We start from the raw sequence: 23176 nt of genomic DNA, 5'->3' as shown, positions 1-23176 counted from the left end.
CCAAAAAGAGAGAGTGCAACTTGCGGGTAGCAGTTGCACTCTCTTTTATGACTAGGTTAAATATGTCTTCTGCAGCGGTACAGTTCGACTCATGAGTTACCTTGGGTAAAGATGGTGGGCCCACCAGGGCTCGAACCTGGGACAAACCGGTTATGAGCCGGTGGCTCTACCAACTGAGCTATAGGCCCAAAAATTGAGTGGTCAGTCTATGTAGACAACTTGAGCCTGTCAAGGATAAATTACTTTTTCAGCTTTTTTTCATCCGGCGCAGCAATCCTCAGAAACTTCTTTTTCCTCAATCTTCTCGACGGGGAGATCAAAGAGCTCGGCAAAGATCTCGGCGACCGTACCGATATGGTCGGCGCGCCAGGCATTGGTGCCGCAAAAGACCAGGCCGGTCTCGACATCGCCACGCTGGGCGCGATCAAGGGCGTGAACAATACAGAAACGCTCCCGCGTCTCTTTGTAGGCGCACTTTTTCAGACAGCCAGAGGGGCAGCGTTGTCCCAGCGTCACGTCGCGTTCGCGCACCTTGTGGAAATTGGGGATAATCGCGCGCCCCGGCAGACCGGCCGGGCTCATGATCAGACCGATATCCTCTTTTTTGCAATTGATATAGGCCTGCTTGAACGCATCGGCCGCGTCACATTCGACGGTCGTCACAAAACGGCTCGCCATCTGTACGCCGTCAGCCCCTTCGGCCAGGGCATGGAGAAGATCCGCCCTGTCCCAGATGCCGCCGGCGGCAATGACCGGCATCTCGACCTGCCAATCAGTGCGGAAATAGTCCTTGACGCTACGGACGGTGGCATACTGATCGTATTCGCCGCTGCCGATCTTCTCCATCTTTTCACCGAGGTGACCGCCGGCGGTATCGGGATCTTCGACGACAACGGCATCGGGCAGACGATTATAGGCCTTGTGCCATTTACGGGCGATCAGTTCTGCCGCCTTCAAGGAGGAGACGATCGGCACCAGCGCCACCTGCGGAAAATCGGCGGTGAGGGCGGGGAGGTTAAGAGGGAGTCCGGCGCCACTGACAATCACCTTGGCGCCAGCTTCGCAAGCGACGCGCACCATGGTGTCGTAATTAGTGACGGCGACCATGCAGTTGGCACCAACGATCCCGTCCGGGGCGATGGCGTAGGCTTTGGCGAATTCGTCGCGCAGGGCGGCGGGGTCGGCGGTGAAAAAATTGCGCCCGTCAAAGTGACGACTGTTGAGACCGAGACCGGCGGTGGCGATCAGACCGACGCCGCCGCAACGGGCGACATGGCCGGCGAGACTGCCGCCGGAAACGCGTACGCCCATCCCCCCCTGAATCAGGGGGAAGCGGAGAGTATATTGACCAATTTTTAATGCTTTCATTCGGGGTTCCTCGCAAGGGCTGCTTATTATCCTTACGAGATTACCACGGAGTTTTTCTTCTTAATGTAATAGTTCTGTAAAACTTCGTTCTTGCCGGTAAACGGCGACAATGGTAAAAAGTCCTATGAACAGCCTCTTTCGCTCCCTTTATACGCCACTGATGATGATCATCGCCATCCAGATTCTCTGGGTCGGATTGGTCGCATCCTGGATCATCTGGTTTGTCCGCAACCAGCGGCGCCTCGGTAAGCTGGCGCAGAAGTACGGCCCGGTCGTCCTCCCTTCCGGAGCCGACTGGTTCATTCTCGTCGAAGGACTCTTTCTTCTCGCTCTCCTCCTTGTCAGCGTTTATGTCATTCATCATCTCTGGCGCCGGCAGGTCGCCCTCAATCAGGCCCAGAAGAATTTTGTCGCCCAGGTCACCCACGAACTCAAATCCCCCCTCGCTTCGCTGCGTCTTCATCTCGAAACGATCCGCTTGCGCCGCCCGCCAGCGGAAAAACTTGAGATCTTTATCGACACCATGCTCAGCGATACTGAACGTCTCGGCGGCCTCATCGACAACCTCCTCGCCACCAATCGCCTTGAACAGCGCGACACCCGGCTCCACCTGGTGCCGATCGATCTCTCGGTCCTGGTCAGCGGCTATCTTCGCCCCCGCCAGTATTCACTGCCGCGGGCCGGGGTGATGACGCTCGATATCGAAGAGGGCCTGAAGATTCTCGGCGAAACCGAAGCCCTGGAGACGACGCTGCGCAATCTGGTCGAGAATGCCGTCCTTTATTCCGACGACTCACCGAACATCACCGTCTCCCTCAAACGGGACGGCCATTTTGCCCACCTCGTTGTCGCCGATTGCGGGCGAGGTCTGGAGCGTAAAGAGATCAGCAAGGTCTTTGATATGTTCTATCGCGCCCGGCGCAAAGATGAAAATATTCGCGGCAGCGGTCTTGGTCTCTTTATTGTCCAGACCGTGGTTCGCCATCATCAAGGTAAAGTCTGGATGGAGAGCGCCGGGGTCGGGCAGGGCTGCGCCGTCCACATCCGCCTTCCCCTCAACTCCCCGGAGAGCAACGCATGAACCGACCCCAGATCCTTTTGGTGGAGGATGAAACCCATATTGCCCAGGGGATACTCTTCAACCTCGAAGCCGACGGTTTCGAAGTTCTTCATGTCGAGACCGGGACAGCGGCCTTGGCCGCTCTCGAAACCGGTCGTTTCTCTCTGGTCGTCCTCGATCTCATGCTGCCGGATATGGACGGACTGCGCATTTGCCAACAGATTCGGGAAAGGAATAAACGCCTGCCGATTCTGATCCTCACTGCCCGCGGCAATGAAGATGACCGGGTCCGCGGCCTCGAACTCGGCGCTGACGACTATATGACCAAACCCTTCAACCTCTCCGAATTCCTGTTGCGTGTGCAGGGGATGCTGCGCCGCTCCGAATGGTATCGCCCGGAAGCAGGGACGACCGAGCGCTACGCCTTTGGTGCCAATGAGGTCGATTTTCGCGGCCGCCGCGCCAAGACCGCACACGGGGCCGTCGAACTCACCGAACTGGAAGTGCGCATGCTGCAGATCTTCTTCAGCCGCGAAGGAGAAACCTTGACCCGCCCCGAACTTCTCGAATCGGTCTGGGGGGTGTCACCGGACAGTGAAACCCGCACTCTCGACAACTTTATTGTGCGGCTGCGGAAATATTTCGAGCTCGACCCGTCGCGCCCCGTCCATTTTCTCACCGAGCGGGGGAGAGGTTATCGTTTTGTCCGCAGCGGGCAGAAACCGCGGGAGGAGAAGAACTAAATTCGACCACCCCCAGCCCCTCCTTGAATAAGAAGGGGAGCTTAAAGCTTATAGTCCCCCTCCTTTGTTAAGGAGGGGTTAGGGGTGGTGACTTTTATCGCGCGCCCCGATTGCCCCAATAAATCATTCAAAAGGAGATCAGCATGAAAGCAGTCCTCATGAGCGGATTCGGTGGAGTAGAAGTTTTGTCCGTCGGCGAAGCCGAACAACCGATGGTCAAAGAAGGACAGGTTCTGATCAAGGTCGTCGCCACCTCGATCAATCGCCCGGATCTCGTGCAGCGTGCCGGCAACTATCCGCCGCCGCCGGGGGATTCCCCCATCCTCGGCCTCGAAGTTGCCGGCACCGTCGCCGAACTCGGCACCGGAGTCAGCAACTGTCAGGTCGGTGACCGGGTGATGACGTTGGTCGGTGGTGGCGGTTATGCCGAATATGCCGTCGCTTACGCCAGTCATCTCATCCCCATCCCGGCGACGATGAGTTTTGAAGAAGCAGCCTGCGTCTGCGAGTCGTACATCACCGCCTTTCTCAACGTCTTTATCATCGGCGGCCTGAAGGATGGCAACACCGTCTTACTGCACGGCGGCGGCGGCGGCGTCAACACTGCAGCTATCCAACTCGTCAAAGCTTTGACACCGACGTGCAAGATCATTGTCACCGCCCACCCGAGCAAGATCGAGCGGGTTAAAGCTCTCGGCGTCGATCTCGTCATCGATTACACCACCACCCCCGACTTCACCGAGGTCATCAAGGAGTTCACTGCCAAGAAGGGGGTCGATGTCATCCTCGACCATGTTGGCGCCAAGTATCTGGCACCAAACATGAACTCCCTCGGTTATGCCGGCCGGATGGTCAGTATCGGCGTGATCAGCGGCATCAAGGCCGAGCTCAACATCGCCCTGATGATGGTCAAGCGCCAGCAGATCATCGGCTCGGTGCTGCGCTCCCGGCCGGTCGCGGACAAAGGCGAAATTGCTGCCGAGTTCATCAAGACCGCCCTCCCCAAATTTGCCGATCGCAGCATCGTCCCGATCATCGAAAAGGTCTTCCCGATCGAAGAGGTGGTCGCTGCCCAGCAGATGATGGAAGAGGACAAGCATTTCGGCAAGATTGTCCTCAAGGTCGCCTGATTTTTTCTTCATACCAAACAAAAAGAGCGCAACCCACGGCGGGTTGCGCTCTTTTTGTTTGGTGATTGTTTGTGGGAGCAGGCACCTGCCTGCGATGATCGCGGACTGGAGCCCGCTCCTACTCTTCCAGCTTGCCCACTTCCTCGCTGCTCTCGCTCCCCTTCTCTCGCGACAACTCAAAGCCGGCCGTTGCTGCTTCGATGCGAGCCCAGATCGCGTCTTTCCCTTCGCGGCTGATCGTCGAGAAGAGGGTAAACTCACTGGCATTTATGCCGCTGGCTGCAGCGATATCCCTGACATGTTGGGCGCGCTGCCCCTTGGTGATCTTGTCGGCTTTGGTCACCACCGGGATCAGAGGGATATCGTACTGCCGTGTCCAGTCGATGAGCATCAGCTCTTCTTCGCGCGGGGTGCGGCGGATATCGAAAAGGAGGATGACGGCGCAAAGGCTCGGGCGCCCTTCAAAGTAGGTGCGCATCATCGGCCCCCAGGCCTTCTTTACCGGCAGCGGCACCTCGGCATAACCGAAACCGGGGAGATCGACCAGGCTCAGAGTGTCATTGACCGTAAAGAAGTTGATCAACTGCGTCCGCCCCGGCGTCGACGAGGTGCGCACCAGGCTTTTGCGGTTGACGAGGATGTTGATCAACGACGACTTGCCGACGTTGCTGCGCCCGCAAAAAGCGACTTCCGGCAGAATCGGGTCGGGATAGGCTTCGGGGTTGACGGCGCTCTTGATAAAGGCGGTCGAGCGGATAATCATATTTTACTCCGGTAAGACTGTTTCATTGACGACGATCAGATAACGCCCCTTGCCGGTCAGGCCGGGACGGGCGGTGACGAGGAGAGACGCCAGCTCTTTGCGACCGTCATTGTCGATATCGGCGTAGCGGTAATCGACCAGATAACCACTTTCGACGCGGCCGCTGCTGAGGGGGCGGAGCTGGGCGCCGTCCCACTGCAAAAGATCGAGACGGGATTCCTTGAAGAGGCGATGCCGCTTGAAGGTGCGCGAGCCGATATTGGCCGGAGCAAGGAAGGTGTTGCTCCCCACCACTTCCAAACGCGGCGCCGGGTAAACATAACGGACTTCATCATTACTGCTATGACGCAGGGGATCGAGTCGGGGGATAAAGGCTTCGCTGCCGCCGTAGATTCCGTCCGACTCCTGCAGGACTTCACCATTCTCCGCCCGGACAACCAGATTGTCGTAGGCGTTGAGCTGCACCGTCAGGGGATTGTCCGGGGTGCCGAGACGCGCCAGGCCATACAGCGAAAGAGGAGCGGGGAGGGCGGCCGGCGCCGTCTTGATCTGACCGTTGTGCAGGGCGATCTGCGTGATCGCGCCGCTAAAGTCTTCGGCCCCCATCTTCTGCGCCAGCAAAGTACGGCCGGCACCGGGGAGGGTGAGCGCCCGCAGCCACCAGTTCAAATGTCCGGCGACCGCCTTGATGTGACTCTTGCCATCCCAGAGCAGCACCAGCGAATCGAGCTCGGTCTCGCGGTTGGCAGTCACCCAGAGCTCCATTTTACCGTCGCTGTCACTGTCGAAGGCATCGACAGCCAGAATGTTGTGACTGAGGCCGAGGTTGAGCTCGGCAAGCTTTTGATACTCTTTGCCGCTAAAGCGGCCGATTTCGATGCCGTGATGGGTGGCGGTGATCGTTTCAAAGCGGCCGTCACCGTCCAGATCGGCAATCTCCAGAGCGCGCGCCACGCCCTTTTGCGCCGGACCGTTCCAGTAACCACTGGAACTGGTTGCTGGAATCGTTTTCACCACCGGCGCAGCGACAGGGGCCGGAAGGGCCAGGGGATAACGGCGCAACAGGCCGCTGCGCTCTTCCCGCACTTCGAGGGTGTTGTCAGCGGCGGTAAAGAGGAGGCGCGGCGTCTGGCTCGAGGCTGGCAACACCGCCGGACTGCGGAAGTAGCCGAGCCAGCGCACCTGCGGCAGGGCGCTCTGCAGCTGCGGATAAAGGTCGGCGGCGCTGCCGGGCGTATCGATAAAGACCGCTTCGGCTTCGGTAAAGCGGCTGATTTTAGCCCCGATCGTCGCCATGGCACTTGCCGGCAGCAACGTTGCCTCACTGTAGCCACTGCGCACCCCGGCCACCCGCAGCCAACCGGTGACGCTTTGGCTGGTGCCGAGGATGGCCCCGCTGGTCGGATGAAAAATCGGCGCGCCCGGCGTCAGGATGGCAAAGAGGTCCCCAACGACGATGCCACTGGCGGCATCACGATCGATCAGGACCTGCTCCGGCGTTGCCAGCACGACAACGCCGTCGATGGGGGCGAAGTCCGTTGCCAGCTTTTCCGGGAGGACCGTGGCCGTCGCAGCGACCGGGAGGAGCAAGAGGAGGAGTAAAGTACGCAACATAAAATCTCCGAAGTTGAAGGGGAATTTAAACTGAAAAATCATTTGGCCGCTGAAAAAAGCGGATAACTACGGATAAAGACAAATAACGGGTCAACACAATGAACTTTTATCAGATTTTATCCGAACTTATCAGCGGCTAATTGCCTTTTTAGGCTTAACGCTTCGTGATCTCCTGCTCGCGATCGTCGCAGACTAGAGCCTGCTCCTACAAATCATTCGACCCGCTTGAGGTCGCGATAAAAGTTCTCATGCGGGCCGACGGCGAGAAGTTTCAGGCTCTCGGCATCCAGGATACGGTAAGCCAGCAGGCAAAGCTGGTTCACCAGGCGAAACTTATAAACCCGGACGTTAATCAGGTCGCCACACTTGGCTTCGCCGGATTCCGGATGGCTGGCAATAACACGAATGGCCGCATCGAGGTCGGCTTTCTGCCGGGGATGCAGTTTCTTGACCGTGCGCTCAAAAGTTGGAGTGACAAGTAAACGCATCAGCCGAACCGGTATTCACCGACCGGCTCTTCTTGATCGGCGATCAGGATATCGCGAATCATGGCGAAGGGGAGGTCAGGGTTTTCCTCGGCGATCTTGCCAATTTGCGACCAGTATTCGATCTGTTTGGGGACGGAGCGGTGCTGGATCTGGGCGGTGCGCCGCGCCTGGTCGACCAGGCTTTCCGATAATTTGACGTTGACTGACATAGGTGCCTCCAGAAGGTGAGGAGTGCAGTTTAGCTCTTCAGGCTCCCAAAGGGAACCTCTAAAGGTATTTTCAACGCAGTTCGCATAACCTCCCCCTCCTTTTTTAAGGAGGGGGCCGGGGGGTGGTGAAGTAAAAACCCCCGACTCACCCGTCCTTAAGCAAAAAGGCCGGGCAAAATGCCCGGCCTTTTTGTAGCACATGCGCCTTGCGGCGACAATTAGAACTTGTAGTTCAAGCTGGTAGCAAGTTTGTACGCGTTGTCAGCATTGCCGGTAGCACTGATATCGTCATCGGCGAGGAGGTAGGCGGCCATAACATTGAAGCCAAGACCTGGGACGATGGTGTAGTCGAAGTAGGCATCGATTTCCTGACCGATGGTTTTTGCATCAGTAGTCGGGCTGGAATCTTCGGCCTGGGCGATGTGAGCAAGATAAGCAGAAACTTTCATCGAATCGCTGAGCTTCTGCACAACGCCGGCTTTTACATACAGCCAGTTGGTGGTGTAGAGGGTCGCAGCGCCGCCAATGTTGGCAACGCCAGAGCTGTTGGAGGTGTACATGCCGCCGGTGGTGATCTCCGAAACATTGACAACCGGGCCGGTCGCGGCATTTTGCGCCAGGCTCATGGAGTTGCCGCCATTTTTATCGTCACCCATGCGGGCGGCTTCGAGGCTGAGCGTGGTGTCACCCATCGCCATGGTGCCTTTACCGTAGAGGGAGAGCGAACTGCCGTCCGTGGTGGCGTTGTTCCAGTTGTTGTAGATCGCGGTCAAAGCATAGCCAAAAGGACCGGCTTTGCCGTCGACATCGACACCAAAGAAGGCGGCATCAGTTTCGCTCTTGGTCAGAGCACCAACCCCGGCGGTATAGTAGCCGGCATAAGGGGCAACGCCGATGCCGGCAACTTTCATCGCGTATTTGGCGCCGTAGAAATCACCATCATCCTCGCCGCTGGCAGACGTTGCCTCACTGGTCTTGATCCAGGAGAGCTCCAGCTTGTTGTCCGGAATTGCCGGACAGGGCATGGTGAAGACGAGGCCGGCAGCGTCATCGTTGATGACCATGCCACGGCCGAAGTTGAAGGGCTGCGAGCCGGCTTTAACATTGGCGCCGAGGCTCGGAATCTTGAAGTCAAGATAGAGGTGCTTGATTTCGAGGGCGGCGGTTTTGTCGGTCCCCATGGCGCCGAGGTCTTTACCGGCAGCCGCACCGGGGATAGTGATTGTGCCAGGAGTGGTAGGAGCAGGAACAGTACCAGCGACAGTGTAAGTTGTGGAAGCACCAGCCTTGTCGGTACGACCGATGACATTGTCAACTTCCAGACCGAGGACAGCTTTGACATTCTCGTTGGCGGCAACGCTGGTGAAGAGACGGAAGCGCTGATCCATGAATTTGCCATGATCCTGAGCGTCATCATTGGCATCAAAGTTGTTGGTCATGATGCCACGCACCGCCAGAGTACCGGTCATGTCAGCGGTGACGGCGAATGCCGGGGTGGCGAGGGCTGCGAGAGCCAAAGCCGCGAGAAGCCATTTCATCTGTTTCTTCATGTTGTTGCCTCCTGTGATTGGTTGATCGAGTTTCCGCCGCGTTTTTCAAGACGACCGGCGGCACTATAAACATAAACAGTGGAAAAACTTTTCTACCGCAATCATGATGAGCAAACAAGTTACATGTTGGTGACAGTTGTTGCGATTTTGTAAACTGCTTTTTTATTTTGTTGCAGAACAACCACAACCATGACCGGCATACCCTACTTGAGACAAAGAATAATTACAAACAAAACAGCACACTTCCAACAAAAAAACAGGCGTTTATAAACTGACAGCCGATACTGACCATAAAACATTTTTCATCATTTTTGCAAAATTCGCGCCTTAATTTTTTCTCCGCTCATTCCTGTGGCATCACTCAAAACTTTTTGCTCCGGGGAAAGGATAATCAGGCGCGGAATGGCGTAGACCGCATAATCACGCATCATTTTGGCATCGCCAAGCAGAGTCACCATCGGGCTTTTCATCGGGAATTGCCGCTGATAAGCTTTGATCGCGTCAACCGGGTCATCGGCAAAGACCTGAATGAGCGTAACCCCCGCCTCACTGATAAACGCATCGATCTTCTGTAATTCCCGATCCTGATCCCGACAACCGGGACACCAGGTGGTGCCGATTTTAAGGATGACCACTTTCCCCTTATAATCACTGAGAGAGACCTTCTTGCCGTCAAGGAGCGCCAGAGAGAAATCGGGTGCAAGATCATTCACCGGGAGAGCAAAGAGCGACACAGTAAAACAGAGGCTGAAAAGAAGGAAAATGGGGACAAGGTAGAACTTACTGCCGATTTGTCCGATTTTATCGATTAACTTCATCCCGATTTTTCTTTCGTCATTGATCAAAAAAAGAACTGCGTTTTAAAACTTGTCGCAAATTTATCAATTACCAAAACAGTATGTCAAGCATATAATTTCATCCTGTCAATACGTCCCTTTTTTCCCATTACTTGGAAACGGCTAATTTTTGTAAATTTACCAGATAAGAGATTAAATGCAAGTGTCGATTTTCCCGGCGAAGTCGGCCGCTCACTCTCCTCAACACTTCCCTGTTGAGGTCACTTGCCGGGGCTGCTATACTTCCGCCGCTCTTTGCCAACTTCCAACGGAAGGATTCACCCCGTTATGCCTCTGAAGACTCTCCATGATCTGACCGCCGCCATCGGCCGTACCCCCCTGGTGGCCTTACAACGTCTGCAGCTCCCGGCGCAGGTCCACATCCTCGCCAAGCTTGAAGGGAATAACCCCGGCGGTTCGATCAAGGACCGGCCGGCCTGGTGGATGATCCGCAACGCCGAAGCGTCCGGTGAACTGACACGGGAGAAGATCATTCTCGAACCGACGTCGGGAAATACCGGTATCGCCCTGGCGATGATCGGTGCATCACGCGGCTACAAGGTCAAGCTGGCGATGCCGGCCTGTGTCAGTGTCGAACGCCGCAGTGTTCTCGAAGCCTACGGCGCCGAAGTTGTTCTGTCACCGGCACAGGAAGGGACGGACGGAGCGATTCGTCTTGCCCACCAGATCCTGGCTGCTGATCCGCAGCGCTACTACATGCCGAACCAGTACGCGAATCCCGCCAATCCCCTGGCGCACTTTGAATCGACGGGACCGGAGATCTGGGAACAGACAGCGGGGAAGGTGACGCATTTTGTGGCGGGGATGGGGACATCAGGGACCCTGATGGGGGCGGGGAAATTTCTCAAGGAAGTCAATCCGGCGATTCAAGTCGTCGGCATCGAGCCGCGCCTCGGCCATAAAGTTCAGGGGCTGAAAAATATGAAGGAAGCGATCGTTCCGGAAATTTACGATGTGGATCGCCTCGACGGCAAACTGACCATCGACGACGAGGACGCTTTTGAACGGGCGCGATTGCTGGCGGTGGAGGAGGGAATCTTTGCCGGCATGTCAAGCGGGGCGGCGGTGGCCGGAGCCCTGCAGGTGGCACAGGGATTGAGCAGCGGCGTCATCGTCGTCATCCTCCCTGACCGCGGCGACCGCTATCTGAGCACAACCCTTTTCCGTTCAATCTGCGGCTGCTGCCCGCCGTAAACATATGCCGGGTTTTCCACAGTTATCCACAATATCCACAACGTTATGCACAACCTGAAGAATGAGTTCTAACCTGTTGCAATTTCGAGCTTTCTTGTCGAAAATGAGGGGGTAATTTTCAAATATTTGCGTAAATCGGTAATTTCGACCGTCAAGAGTAAAGGCAGGTGCGATGAGGCTTGCCGGGCCTGACGATTGCGCACTACTTCAATGGCAAGAACCTGGAGTTCGCCGAGGATATAAGCGCGATCCCGCGCCAGTAAGGGGAGCCAGGCGGGGTAGGTGCCGTGCACCAAGGGTCGGCTGACCCGCTGCAAAGCGACAAAAAGCTCCCAGTTGATCCCGCCACGGCGATGATCGCCAAAATCACCGAGAATCAAGGATGGAACCCCGAGATGCTGGGCCCCGAGCAGGTCGTCGCCAAGGAGCGAATTGATCTGCTCTTTATGCTGCCGCGCCCCGTCGATCCAGACATTATAAAAGTGCATGCGTTTTTGCCCGAAATCGAGTTCGGCACGCAGGCAGCAGCCCTGATCGCTTAAGGTAAAGGATTGCAGATGATGGAGGGGATAGTAGGACAGGAAGGCATTGCCGCAATGACCCGGCGCGACGTAGAGACGCATGCCGAGCCGCCGGGAAAGAGCCTGGAGGTCGTTGCCACCGCTATCGACCTCTTGCAAGGCGACGATATCGGGAGCCGATGCCGCTATCACTGCCTCGACCGCGGCGAGACCGTCGCGATGGTGGCAAAACGCACGGACATTATAGGTCATGATACGGAGACCGGGCACTCCTGCCTCCTTCTGGCGATGAAGCGCTGCTTTTTCTCCCCCTCCTTATTCAAGGAGGGGGTCGGGGGGTGGTGCCTTACTTCTTCACCCGCCGCACCTCTTTGATGACAACGGTTTCAAGCGGAACATCACTGAAACGGTTCTTCAGCCCGGTGGGGGTGGCGGCAATTTTGTCGACCACATCCATGCCGCCAACGACCTTACCAAAGACGGCATAACCAAAACCGGAGGAACTTTGGTCGCGGTGGTCAAGAGATTTGTTATCGACCAGATTGATAAAAAACTGACTGGTGGCGCTGTCGACAATCCCGGTTCTGGCCATGGCGATCGTGCCGCGCAGATTCTTCAGCCCGTTGCCGGCTTCATTCTTGATCGGCGCATTGGTCGGCGGACGGGTTTGCAGCTCGGCTGTCAGCCCGCCGCCCTGAATCATGAAACCGGGGATGACGCGATGAAAAATCGTCTCTTTATAGAAACCCTGATCAACATAAGCCAGGAAGTTTTTTACGGAAATCGGTGCGTTGACCTCGTCGAGCTCAACGGTGATCGCCCCTTTGCCGGTTTCGATAACCACCACTTCTTTGGCGAAAGCCGGGGTCGCGGCGACGCAGAGGAAGAGGATTAATAATACGACTCGTTTCATCCTGTTGATCCTTTCTCGTGAAATTTTTCAGTGGCGCTCGTCTTTGAGCTCACGCAGCATGAGTTCGGTCACGGCTCGACCGGGGTCTTTGTCTTCATAAAGAATCTGGTAAACCTGCTCGGTTATCGGCATGGGAACATGCAGGCGTTTGGCGAGTTGCCAGGTCGAAAGGGTGGTGCGCACGCCTTCTGCCACAGCGTTCATCCCGTCAAGAATCGCCGCAATCTTGCGCCCTTTACCGAGCTCGATACCGACCGAGCGATTGCGGGAAAGGTCGCCGGTACAGGTGAGGACGAGGTCGCCCATGCCGGCCAGTCCGGCAAAGGTTTCAGCGCGGGCTCCCATGGCGAGGCCGAGACGAGTCATCTCTGCCAGTCCGCGGGTGATCAGGGCAGCCCGGGTATTGTAGCCGAAGCCGAGACCGTCGACGACGCCGGCCGCCAGGGCGATGACATTCTTGACCGCGCCGCCGAGTTCGACGCCGATGACATCGTCGGTGGTGTAAACCCGGAAGACTTCATTGCTGAAAATTTGCTGCGCTGCGCAGGCGGCTTCAGACTGGTGGGCAGCAGCGACAACGGCGGTCGGCATGCCGATAGCGACCTCCCGTGCAAAGGAAGGACCGGAAAGGAAAGTGAGACGCGCATGCAGCAGCGGCGGCAGTGTCTCCAGCAGGAGATCGGACATCGGCAGCAGGGTATCATTTTCTATCCCTTTGGAAGCCGAGACGATCAACGTCCCCGCCTTGATGTGGGGAGATGCCTGCAGCGCGACTTGACGCATGACCTGCGAAGGGGGGACGAGAACGACGACATCGCGATCTTGCACCGCGGCGACGAGATCGGCACTGATTTCCAGATTTTTGGGGAGGGTGATGCCGGGGAGATACAGGTCGTTGCACTGGGTCGCCCGCATCCGCTCGACGAGGTCGGTTTCATAGGCCCAGAGGGTGACAGCAAAGCCTTTATGGGCCAAAAGCTTGGCCAGGGCGGTCCCCCAGCTGCCGGCGCCGACGACGGAGATCTTTGTCATTTTATCTCCTTTGCTTCTTCTTCATGTGGAGCTCCAACATCTCGATCTTTTTGTCCAGGGCCTCGGCATTGCTGTACTCCCCCCGCAGGGAGTGGAGCAGGCTTAAAGCTTCGGCAAAATTGTCCCGTTCTTCGAGAACAACCGCCAGACCAAAGCGGGCTTCAATCGCATAAGGGCTGGTCGGCCAACGCCCCATCACCTCGCGAAAGCCCTGTATCGCCGCGTCACTCTCCCCAAGCAGGGAGTAGACTGTTGCCACCCGATAGCCCGCTTCCGCCAACAGGGGGCTGTGCGGGTAACTTTGCCGCAGTTCGGCAAAGGCATCGACGGCTTGCTGATAGGCTTCCTGCCGGAAGTAACTGTCAGCGATTTCGTATTGAATCTGATCGGGGTTCTTCACCCCGAGATCAAGAGCCTTACGGTATTCATCGGCAGCGCGCAGATAGTCGCGCTGCCGGTTTTTATAGATCTCTGCAATGCGAACCTGGGAATCCCGTACCAGGGCGGACTCCTCCGGATACTTTTGCTGCAGCGTCAGGTAATCAAGGAGCGCCTCGGGATAGCGCTTTTGATAAAGATTTTTGATCTCCGCGCCCTGATACAATGCCTGGCCAGCAAGGTGGAAGGTCGGATTGCGGCGGTAAATCCCTTCATAATAATCGAGGGCCTGCTGGTAATCCCTTTCGCTGATGGCCAGGGCGGCCTTGCTGTAGTCTTCTTCCAGGGCGGACTCCATACGGTTGGTCCAGTAAAGGAGTCCGCCGAAGAGCAGAACCAGAACCAGTAGTACTCCGGGGAGTCCGCGTCGCCAGAAGAAGGATTTCTGCCTAGAGCGTTTCAGCTCCTCCTTCAGCAGCTTCTTCTGTAGCTTCCGGATATCCATCATCCCCATCATGCTCTTCGTCCTTCTCTGCGAGTCGCGCCACCGCCACAATCCGTTCGCCCGGTTCAAGGACCATCAGTCGCACTCCCTGGGTGTTACGGCCGATAACGGAAAACTGGGAGACCGAGGCGCGCAGAATCTTGCCCTGATCGGTGATCAGCATTAAATCGTTGATGTCAGTCATCTGCATAAGGTTGACGACATGACCATTCCGCTCGGTCGTCTTGATGGTAATAATCCCTTTACCGGCCCGACTCTGCACGCGGTATTCGGCGAGCTCGGTCTGCTTGCCGTAGCCGTTTTCGGTGACGGTAAAGATCGTCGAACTCTCGGCATCGGCTTTGATGATCTCCATGCCGATGACGACATCATCCCCTTCGAGGGTCATCCCCCGCACGCCGCGGGAAACGCGGCCCATGGGACGGGCATCTTCCTCCGCAAAACGGATCGATTTGCCGTTCTTCGAAGCCAGGAGAACGTGCTGCCTGCCATCGGTAAGGGCGGCGGCGATGAGGCGGTCGCCTTCGTCGAGATTGACGGCGATGATACCGCCGACCCGCACATTGCTGTACTCTTTGAGCGGGCTCTTTTTGACGACCCCCTGACGGGTCGCCATCATGATATAGCGCTCGTCATCGAATTCCTTGACCGAAAGGATGGCAGTGATCTTCTCGCCGGCCTGGAGATTGAGGAGATTGACGATCGCTTTGCCCCGCGTTGCCCGGCCCCCTTCGGGGATTTCATAGACCTTGAGCCAGTAAACGCGGCCGAGATCGGTAAAGAACATCATGTAATCTTTGCTCGAAGCGACGAAGAGGTGCTCAACGAAATCCTCTTCTTTGGTCTTCATCCCGCTCTTGCCTTTGCCGCCGCGGCGCTGCGCCCGGTACAGGGAGCTGGCGCTGCGCTTGATATAACCGGTGTGGCTGATCGTCACCACCATATCCTCTTCGACAATGGTATCTTCGAGGGTGATTTCGGCGCTGAGATCGATAATCTGGGTGCGGCGGACATCGCCGAACTTGGCTTTGATCTCGTTCAGTTCATTGATGATAATCTTGTAAATTTCACTCTCGGAACCGAGAATTTCTTTGAGCCGGGCAATCAACTGCTGAATTTCCCCGTATTCATTGAGAATCTTATCGCGCTCCATACCGGTGAGGCGCTGCAGACGCATTTCGAGGATGGCCTGGGCCTGTTTCTCGGAGAGCTGCGGGCGCTGGTTCTCCATCTCCAGGGGGACGGCAATGTCAAACTTCGCCAGCCACTCGGGATCGGCAAAGGTGCCGGCGATCAGCCCCTGACGGGCCTCTTCCGGATTCTTTGCGGCACGAATTAATTCAATCACCGCATCAAGCCAGTCGAGGGCGATCTTCAAGCCTTCGAGGATATGGGCGCGGGCCTCGGCCTTCTTCAGTTCGAAGATGGTGCGGCGGACGACGATCTCTTTGCGGTGATCAACAAAGTGAACAATGGCGTCAAGGATCGACAGCACCTTGGGGCGGCCGGCGACAATCGCCAGCATGTTGATGCCGAAAGAGGTCTGCATCTGCGTCTGTTTATACAGGTGATTGAGGAGCACCTGGGGGTTTTCGTCGCGCTTGAGATCGATGACGATGCGCATGCCGTCCCGGTCCGATTCGTCACGAATGTCGGAGATCCCTTCGAGCTTCTTTTCGCGGACGAGCTCGGCAATCTTGGTTATCAGATTGGCTTTGTTGACCTGATAAGGGATTTCGGTGACGACGATCGACTGGCGTTCGTTCTTCTTCTGGGTCTCGACAAAGGCGCGGGCGCGCATCTGCACAATGCCGCGGCCGGTGCGGTAGCCCTGCACGATCCCTTCGCGTCCATAAATAAAGCCGGCGGTCGGAAAGTCGGGACCGGGGATGATGGCGATCAACTCATCGACGGTGATCAGCGGATTGGCGATGTAGGCGATAATGCCGTCGATGACTTCATTGAGATTGTGGGGAGGAATGTTGGTCGCCATGCCGACGGCAATGCCGGAGGAACCGTTAACCAGGAGATTGGGGAATTTGGCAGGGAAGACCAGCGGCTCATACAACGAACCGTCGTAGTTCGGCCCCATCTCCACGGTCTCTTTTTCCAGATCGTTGAGCAATTCGTGGGCAAGCTGTTCCATACGAATTTCGGTATAACGCATCGCTGCCGGCCGGTCGCCGTCAACCGAGCCGAAGTTACCCTGACCATCAACGAGGGGATAGCGCAGGGAAAAGTCCTGGGCCATCCGGACGATGGTGTCATAAGCGGCGGTATCACCATGCGGATGGTACTTACCGATAACGTCACCGACGACGCGGGCCGACTTTTTGTAAGCTTTGTTCCAGTCGTTCCCCATTTCATGCATGGCAAAGAGGCAGCGGCGGTGCACCGGCTTCAGCCCGTCACGCACATCCGGCAGCGCCCGGCCGATGATGACGCTCATCGCGTAATCCATGTAGGAGCGCTTCATCTCGTCTTCAATATTAACGGCGGTCTTTTTCACGATCGGTTCAAGCATTCCAACCTCATCTATGAGTTGGCAGGGCGGAGATGGAACCCGCCTTCTGCCGGGGGGATTAAATATCCAGATTCGAGACGTTCAGGGCGTTCATTTCAATAAAGTTACGGCGCGGTTCGACCTGATCGCCCATCAATACCGTAAAGATTCCGTCGGTCTCGATGTCATCTTCGATCTTCACCTGCAACAGGGTGCGGTTTTCGGGGTTCATCGTCGTTTCCCAGAGCTGCTCGGGATTCATCTCACCGAGACCTTTGTAGCGCTGGATGGACAGTCCCTTCTTGGCACTCTCCATATAAAAAGCGAGAAGATCAAGGCCATGCGTAGTCCGCAGCAGTTCTTTCCCTTCCGACACCACCGTTACGCCGCCTTTTCCAAAGATTTCGCGGACTTTACGGTGACTGGCGGTGAGCAGGGTATATTCGTGGGACGCGAGAATCCGCAGGGTCTGAGGATCGAGGGTGAGACGGAGATTGCCGTGACGTATGACAATCCGGCTGTCGGGGAGCTGCTGACAATCACTGTCCGGCCAGACACTGGAAAGGTTGCTGAAGAAGGGCATGAGCCCTTCCATCTCTTCGACGGGCCGCACCCCGAGACGGAGAAAGAGGCGGACCAACTCTTCGCTCAAGCCTTTACGGACGACGTTGTCAAGAATGGTTTTGTATTCGACAATCTGCTTGAGGAACGGAATGATCTGCTTTCCGCTGTAGGTCTTATTCCCCTGTTCGAGGGTGAGGATGGTGTCCTCGGTCCCTTCTTCGAGGAGATAATTCTGCATCGCCGCTTCATTGAGGAGGTAAAGCTCCTTCTTGCCGCGCTTGACTTTATACAGAGGCGGCTGGGCAATGTAAAGGTGACCGCGCTTGATGATCTCTTCCATCTGCCGGTAGAAGAAGGTGAGGAGCAGGGTGAGGATGTGCTGGCCGTCGACGTCGGCGTCCGTCATGATGATGATGCGGTGGTAGCGGAGCTTGGCCACATCAAAATCTTCTTTGCCGATGCTGGTCCCCAGAGCGGTGATCAGCGTGCCGATCTCCTGGGAAGAGATCATCCGATCAAAGCGGGCCTTCTCGACGTTGAGAATCTTGCCTTTCAGGGGGAGGATCGCCTGAAACTTGCGGTCGCGTCCCTGCTTGGCACTGCCGCCGGCGGAATCTCCCTCGACCAGATAGATTTCGCAGAGGGCGGGGTCGCGCTCCTGACAATCGGCGAGTTTGCCGGGGAGGCTGGAGATATCGAGAGCCCCTTTGCGCCGGGTCAATTCCCGGGCACGGCGGGCGGCTTCGCGGGCGCGGGCGGCTTCGATCGATTTGCCGATGATCTCGCGGGCGATCTTGGGATTCTCTTCGAGAAAGACCGCGAGACGTTCATTCATCATCGACTCGACATAGCCCTTGACCTCGGAGTTGCCAAGTTTGGTCTTGGTCTGCCCTTCAAACTGCGGCTGGGGAATCTTGACAGAGATAACAGCGGTGAGGCCTTCTCGCAGGTCTTCGCCGGAGACCGCCACCTTCTCCTTTTTCAGCAGGTCATTGGCGGTGGCGTAGGAGTTCATCGTCCGCGTCAGGGCAGCACGAAAACCGATGAGATGCGTCCCGCCTTCGTGGGTATTGATATTGTTGGCAAAGGAAAAGACTTTTTCGTCGTAGGAGTCGTTGTACTGGAGAGCGACCTCCATCTCGACGCCGCTCTTTTCTGCTTTAAAATAGATCGGCTTGGGGTGGAGAGCGGAGCGGTTCTTGTTGAGATATTCGACGAAGGAGATAATCCCCCCTTCATAATGAAAGATGTGCTCTTTGCCTTCTTCGCGCTCGTCGTTAATGGTGATCTTGACGCCGGCATTGAGGAAAGAGAGCTCGCGGAGCCGTTGCGACAGAATATCGAAGGAGTATTCGGTCGATTCGAAGATCGCGTCATCCGGGGTAAAGGTAATTTTGGTGCCGCGATTTTTCGTCTCACCGACCTCTTCGAGCGGACTGAGGGGATCGCCGCCGGCATAGGATTGACGAAAGACTTTACCGTCGCGCCGGATTTCAAGTTCGAGGCGTTTGGAGAGGGCATTAACGACCGAAACACCGACGCCGTGCAGGCCGCCGGAGACTTTGTAGGAATCGTTATCGAATTTGCCGCCGGCGTGCAGAACGGTCATGACGACCTCGGCCGCCGATTTCCCTTCGGTGGGGTGCATGTCAGTCGGAATGCCGCGACCGTTATCGATAACGGTAATCGAATTATCGAGGTGAATGGTGACGTTGACTTCATCGCAGTGGCCGGCAAGGGCTTCGTCGATGGAGTTATCGACCACTTCATAAACCAGGTGGTGCAATCCCGCCGGTCCGGTCGAACCGATATACATCGCCGGCCGCTTGCGTACTGCCGCCAGACCTTCTAAAACCTTGATACTTGAAGCGCCGTAGTCGTTTTCGTTTTCCTGAATCATCAAGTCTTCCCCAAAAGTCGTTAAGAGCGTGTTTATCCGGGTTGAATCTCTCCGGCCGCCATGTGCAAAGGATGAATCGCCGCACGGCCAAAGCGCAAAAAGGGTTGCAGATCGGTTGTGGTCACAAAGACCTGCGCTTTACAGTCAGTCAATAATGAAAAGAGTCTTTCCTGCCGGGCCGTGTCGAGTTCTGCCGACATATCATCAAAAAGAAGGACGGGCCAGGCGTCGATGCGTTCCTGCAACAGATACATCAAGGCAATTTTGAAACTCAAAATCAGCGTGCGCCACTGTCCTTGCGATGCAACATGGCGCACTGCCGCACCATTCATCGCAAAGACCGGATCATCGCGATGCGGTCCGGCGCAGGTCAAACCGAGGCGGTTTTCCCGCGATTCTCCCCCCTGCAGTTCAACTGCCAACAGCTCTTCGTGTTGCAAAAGATTATCTGCAACCACCGGGTAAAGGAGTTCAACAACTTCCCGCTCGCCGCTGAGGAGTTCGTGCCCTGAGCGTAAGTGCGGTTGTAATTCCGTAATAAAAACCTGGCGGGCCTGGCGGATTTTTGCCCCGGACTGAATCAATTTCACTGTCCAGGGACGGATCAGATCCGCTCCGGCATGCTCCCGTAACAAACGGTTTCTTTGTTTCAAAACACGTTCATACTGTATCGCCTGCGCCAGATAGGAAGGATCGAGTTGAAAAATCCCCCGATCGATTAAACTGCGTCGGGCTGCCGGGAGGGTACGGAGCGGATAAAGTTCATCCGGGGAAAAGAGAATCGCGCGTAATGCATCCAGCAGACTTTCAACAGGGCGGGGTTTTTTGCCATCAAGTAAAAAACTCCGCCCGCCTGGCTGAATCTTCAACTCCAGTTGTCGCGAGACCTGTGAGCGGTTCACAGTGGCTGCAATCCGGGCATTATCCCATTGCGCCTGGATCAAATCAATATTTCCGGCGCCGCGAAACGATTTCAAATGCGCAAAAAGGTAAATCCCTTCCAACAAATTCGTTTTTCCCTGGCCGTTTTCTCCCCAGATAATATTAATTCCGGCATTCGGGTCAACATGTTGCGTCTTTAAATTACGAAAATGTTCAAAATAAAGTTTATCAATCCGCATCGGTTGTGATCGCCTTCCTTGGCCGGCGGCAACGATCGTCTATAAGCGCATCGGCATAACGACGGCGAGGGCGTCGGCATCCTTGACCGGTTGCAGCACCCCGGGGGAGAGGTTATCACGCAACTGCAAAAAAATAGCGGATTCATTTTGTGCGTTGAGGATATCGATCAGGTAACGGGCGTTAAAGCCAAGAGAAATTTCCGGTCCATCATATTCGACTTCAATTTCTTCCTGTGCTTCACCAAGCTCGGGGTTTGATGAAGAAATTTCCAGTATCCCGGGTTTAAGAATCAATTTGACACCGCGGGTCTTGTCACTCGAAACGATCACCATGCGCCGCAATGCATGGAGGAAAATATCACAACGGATCGTTGCTTGAAAACCCTGCTGTTTCGGAATAACCCGATTATAATCCGGAAACTCGCCATCGACCAAACGCATGACGACGGTTGTTGTCTCGCGTTGAATCACGACATTATTTTCCATAAAACCGACAAAAATAGTACCGCTGCTCTCCTCGGCAATTTTCCGCAGTTCGATGATCCCTTTACGGGGCAGGATAACTCCCCGCGTTAATTCAACTCCGGGAGCGACACTGATCGGACGCTGTACCAGAGCAAGACGATGGCCGTCTGTTGCGACCATACGCAACAGTTTGCGCCCGTCTTCATCGACCGCCTTCATAAAAATACCGCCGAGATTATATTTACTTTCATCCGTTGACACTGAAAAAAAAGTCTTTTCGATCATTTCACAAAGTTCCTGCCCATCCATGGGCAGGAGATCATTCTTGTTCAGTTTGGGGAAATGAGGAAATTCGTCGGCAGGGAGACCAACAATATTAAAAAGTGCCTTGCCGCTACGAATTTCAACCCAGGAATTATCCCGCGAACGAAAGGAAACTTCACCACCGGGAAGTTCTTTGACAATTTCATAAAACTTTTTTGCTGAAACTGTCGTACGTCCTTCGGTTTGTATTTGTGCCGGATAAATTGAACGCATACCGACTTCCAGATCGGTTGCTGTCAAACAGAGCTCTCCGTCACTGGCTTCAAGAAGAACATTCGACAACACCGGCAGGGTCGTTTTCTTTTCAACAATCCCCTGAATACGGCCAAGTCCTCTTAATAAAACCTCTTTTTCGATAGTAAATTGCATCTCTACCTCCTCTTAACTGCGCTTATTACTAAAAGACCTTAAATTTTTAAAAGAAACAGTCATATTAATAGGTCGCGTGGATAAACACAAAAGATTAAATTTACCATTTTTTTCAACAAGTTAAACTGTTCATAAAAGTGTGCACAACCTGCATCGCAATTCTTTCGCAACGTGGATAACTTATTTTTTAGCGAACCAGCATTGCTCTGATACTTTCTATAGACGTTTTGAGTTGCACATCCTCTTCCATCTGTTTTTCCATCTTCTTGATGGCATAAATAATGGTTGAATGATCTTTCCCGCCAAATTTTTCCCCAATGTCAGGAAAAGAGTATGAAGTCAACTGCCTGGAAAGATACATGGCAATCTGGCGGGGAAGAACCAGGTTTTTAACCCTTTTCGCTGAACGTAACTCACTGACTTTGATATTAAAGTAAGTGGCAACGGTCTTTTGAATCTCTTCAACCGAAATATCCCGGCTCTTTTCAACTAAAATGTGCTTTAAAACTTCCCGCGCAGTTGCTTCGGTGACCGGAACAGACATTAAATTCGCATAGGCAACGATGCGAACGAGATATCCTTCTAATTCACGAATATTACTGCTGACAGAATTTGCCAGGTAATAAGCGACATCTTCCGGGATCGAAAGACCGTTCTGCTCTGCTTTCATCCGCAAAATAGCGATCTTGGTTTCATTATCAGGAGCCTGGATATCAGCAATCAGACCCCATTCAAAGCGGGAACGGATCCTTTCTTCCAACCCCGGGATCTCACGCGGAAATTTATCGGAAGTGACAACAATCTGTTTATTTTCTTCATACAAAGCATTGAATGTATGGAAAAATTCTTCCTGTGTCCGTTCTTTTCCGGCAATAAATTGCACATCATCAATCAATAAGACATCAGCCGAACGAAATTTTTTACGGAATTCTTCCATCTTTTGATAACGGATAGAATTAATAAGTTCATTGATAAATTTTTCAGCCGTATAATAAATCACATTCATCTTGGGTTTGGTTTTAGTAATCTCCAGACCGATAGCATTAATTAAATGTGTTTTTCCCAGTCCAACCCCCCCATAAATAAACAGCGGGTTGTAAGATTTGGCCGGTTCGTTGGCAACCGCTTGACAGGCCGCGAAGGCAAATTGGTTGGATGTGCCGGATACAAATTTATCGAAAGTGTATAAGGGGCTTAAATTACTTGCTTTAACGTTATTTTTAATTTTACTGTCATCCACCTGATGTTTCTTTTCTTCGACCGGCAGGATCTTGATTTCATTTTCTTTATTCTTAGAACCTTCGTGAAGTTCTATCTTTATTTTAAAATTTTTTCCGCCGATTTTAGATAAAACCTGTTGCAGAGTGGAAAAATAATGATCACGGATCCATTCCCCGAAAAATTTATTGGGGACGCCGATAATTATCTGTTCTTCATTGATAGAGATACAACGAATCGGTTTTATCCAGATATTAAATATTTGGTGGGGTAAATCATTTTCAAGTTTATTTAAGGTATCGCGCCAAAGATTCTGCATAGAATATACTTCCAATAAAACTTAAAATATCCACAACTTCTTAAACAGCTGTGGATATTGTAAACAAT

At 54.6% G+C, this 23176-nt stretch carries 20 protein-coding genes and 1 tRNA gene; 4 read left to right on the top strand and 17 right to left on the bottom strand.

The genetic code is table 11. The features are described from left to right. Positions 1-112 precede the first annotated feature (112 nt). Both CVU69_07540 and CVU69_07535 read right to left on the bottom strand, forming a co-directional pair. Positions 113-188: transfer RNA gene (locus CVU69_07540), tRNA-Met, on the bottom strand. A 70-nt stretch (positions 189-258) separates the two neighbouring features. Then, positions 259-1368, bottom strand: a complete 1110-nt coding sequence (locus tag CVU69_07535) for a nitronate monooxygenase (GenBank protein ID PKN12330.1) — start codon at positions 1366-1368, stop codon at positions 259-261. A gap of 124 nt (positions 1369-1492) precedes the next feature. On the opposite strand from CVU69_07535, the gene CVU69_07530 reads away from it, so the two are divergent. The 3 genes from CVU69_07530 to CVU69_07520 all read left to right on the top strand — a co-directional run bounded on the left by CVU69_07530 (position 1493) and on the right by CVU69_07520 (position 4301). Next, positions 1493-2449 carry a sensor histidine kinase gene (locus CVU69_07530; protein ID PKN12329.1) on the top strand — a complete coding sequence of 319 codons (957 nt, stop codon included), beginning with the start codon at positions 1493-1495 and terminating at the stop codon, positions 2447-2449. After that, positions 2446-3171, top strand: a complete 726-nt coding sequence (locus CVU69_07525; GenBank protein PKN12328.1) for a DNA-binding response regulator — start codon at positions 2446-2448, stop codon at positions 3169-3171. Before CVU69_07530 ends, CVU69_07525 begins: the two co-directional genes overlap by 4 nt. Positions 3172-3314: 143 nt before the next feature. After that, entirely contained in the window at positions 3315-4301 is a 987-nt protein-coding gene (locus CVU69_07520; protein PKN12327.1) for an NADPH:quinone oxidoreductase, read from the top strand. 118 nt (positions 4302-4419) lie between these two features. Here CVU69_07520 and CVU69_07515 read toward each other — a convergent pair whose 3' ends face one another. The 6 genes from CVU69_07515 to CVU69_07490 all read right to left on the bottom strand — a co-directional run bounded on the left by CVU69_07515 (position 4420) and on the right by CVU69_07490 (position 9743). Next, positions 4420-5064 carry a YihA family ribosome biogenesis GTP-binding protein gene (locus CVU69_07515; GenBank protein ID PKN12326.1) on the bottom strand — a complete coding sequence of 215 codons (645 nt, stop codon included), beginning with the start codon at positions 5062-5064 and terminating at the stop codon, positions 4420-4422. A gap of 3 nt (positions 5065-5067) precedes the next feature. Beyond that, positions 5068-6678: a hypothetical protein gene (locus CVU69_07510; protein ID PKN12325.1), complete on the bottom strand. Its 1611-nt coding sequence runs from the start codon at positions 6676-6678 to the stop codon at positions 5068-5070. 212 nt (positions 6679-6890) lie between these two features. Next, positions 6891-7166 (bottom strand): addiction module toxin RelE, encoded by a 276-nt coding sequence (locus CVU69_07505; GenBank protein ID PKN12324.1) that lies wholly within the window; start codon positions 7164-7166, stop codon positions 6891-6893. Beyond that, positions 7166-7375: a hypothetical protein gene (locus CVU69_07500; GenBank protein ID PKN12323.1), complete on the bottom strand. Its 210-nt coding sequence runs from the start codon at positions 7373-7375 to the stop codon at positions 7166-7168. The genes CVU69_07505 and CVU69_07500 overlap by 1 nt, the downstream gene beginning before the upstream one ends. A 218-nt stretch (positions 7376-7593) precedes the next feature. Next, a complete protein-coding gene (locus CVU69_07495; protein ID PKN12322.1) occupies positions 7594-8925 on the bottom strand; it encodes a hypothetical protein in 1332 nt (443 codons plus the stop codon). Between the two features lie 305 nt (positions 8926-9230). Then, positions 9231-9743, bottom strand: coding sequence for a hypothetical protein (locus tag CVU69_07490; protein ID PKN12321.1), 513 nt, complete (start codon positions 9741-9743; stop codon positions 9231-9233). 306 nt (positions 9744-10049) lie between these two features. On the opposite strand from CVU69_07490, the gene cysM reads away from it, so the two are divergent. Continuing rightward, entirely contained in the window at positions 10050-10976 is a 927-nt protein-coding gene (gene cysM / locus CVU69_07485) for a cysteine synthase B (GenBank protein ID PKN12320.1), read from the top strand. 68 nt (positions 10977-11044) lie between these two features. Here cysM and CVU69_07480 read toward each other — a convergent pair whose 3' ends face one another. The 9 genes from CVU69_07480 to CVU69_07440 all read right to left on the bottom strand — a co-directional run bounded on the left by CVU69_07480 (position 11045) and on the right by CVU69_07440 (position 23108). Beyond that, entirely contained in the window at positions 11045-11767 is a 723-nt protein-coding gene (locus CVU69_07480; GenBank protein ID PKN12319.1) for a hypothetical protein, read from the bottom strand. A 76-nt stretch (positions 11768-11843) separates the two neighbouring features. Next, positions 11844-12410, bottom strand: coding sequence for a cyclophilin (locus CVU69_07475; protein ID PKN12318.1), 567 nt, complete (start codon positions 12408-12410; stop codon positions 11844-11846). Positions 12411-12437: 27 nt separating this feature from the next. Next, on the bottom strand, positions 12438-13442 hold the full coding sequence (gene gpsA / locus CVU69_07470) for a glycerol-3-phosphate dehydrogenase (protein ID PKN12317.1): 1005 nt from the start codon (positions 13440-13442) through the stop codon (positions 12438-12440). Position 13443: 1 nt separating this feature from the next. Beyond that, a complete protein-coding gene (locus CVU69_07465) occupies positions 13444-14337 on the bottom strand; it encodes a hypothetical protein (GenBank protein PKN12316.1) in 894 nt (297 codons plus the stop codon). Continuing rightward, positions 14270-16849, bottom strand: coding sequence for a DNA gyrase subunit A (locus tag CVU69_07460; protein ID PKN12315.1), 2580 nt, complete (start codon positions 16847-16849; stop codon positions 14270-14272). Before CVU69_07460 ends, CVU69_07465 begins: the two co-directional genes overlap by 68 nt. 58 nt (positions 16850-16907) lie before the next feature. Beyond that, positions 16908-19292, bottom strand: coding sequence for a DNA topoisomerase (ATP-hydrolyzing) subunit B (gene gyrB / locus CVU69_07455; GenBank protein PKN12314.1), 2385 nt, complete (start codon positions 19290-19292; stop codon positions 16908-16910). Positions 19293-19324: 32 nt separating this feature from the next. Beyond that, the gene (locus tag CVU69_07450) at positions 19325-20413 is read right to left on the bottom strand and encodes a hypothetical protein (protein PKN12313.1); all 1089 of its coding nucleotides are present in this window, start codon (positions 20411-20413) and stop codon (positions 19325-19327) included. A gap of 39 nt (positions 20414-20452) precedes the next feature. Next, positions 20453-21571 (bottom strand): DNA polymerase III subunit beta, encoded by a 1119-nt coding sequence (locus tag CVU69_07445; GenBank protein ID PKN12312.1) that lies wholly within the window; start codon positions 21569-21571, stop codon positions 20453-20455. A gap of 187 nt (positions 21572-21758) precedes the next feature. Beyond that, positions 21759-23108 (bottom strand): chromosomal replication initiator protein DnaA, encoded by a 1350-nt coding sequence (locus tag CVU69_07440; GenBank protein ID PKN12311.1) that lies wholly within the window; start codon positions 23106-23108, stop codon positions 21759-21761. Positions 23109-23176: the final 68 nt, after the last annotated feature.

The organism is Deltaproteobacteria bacterium HGW-Deltaproteobacteria-4 (assembly GCA_002841765.1).
In the GTDB taxonomy this organism is placed as follows: Bacteria; Desulfobacterota; Desulfuromonadia; order Desulfuromonadales; family UBA2197; genus UBA2197.
This window is presented reverse-complemented; position numbering and strand designations above follow the sequence as displayed.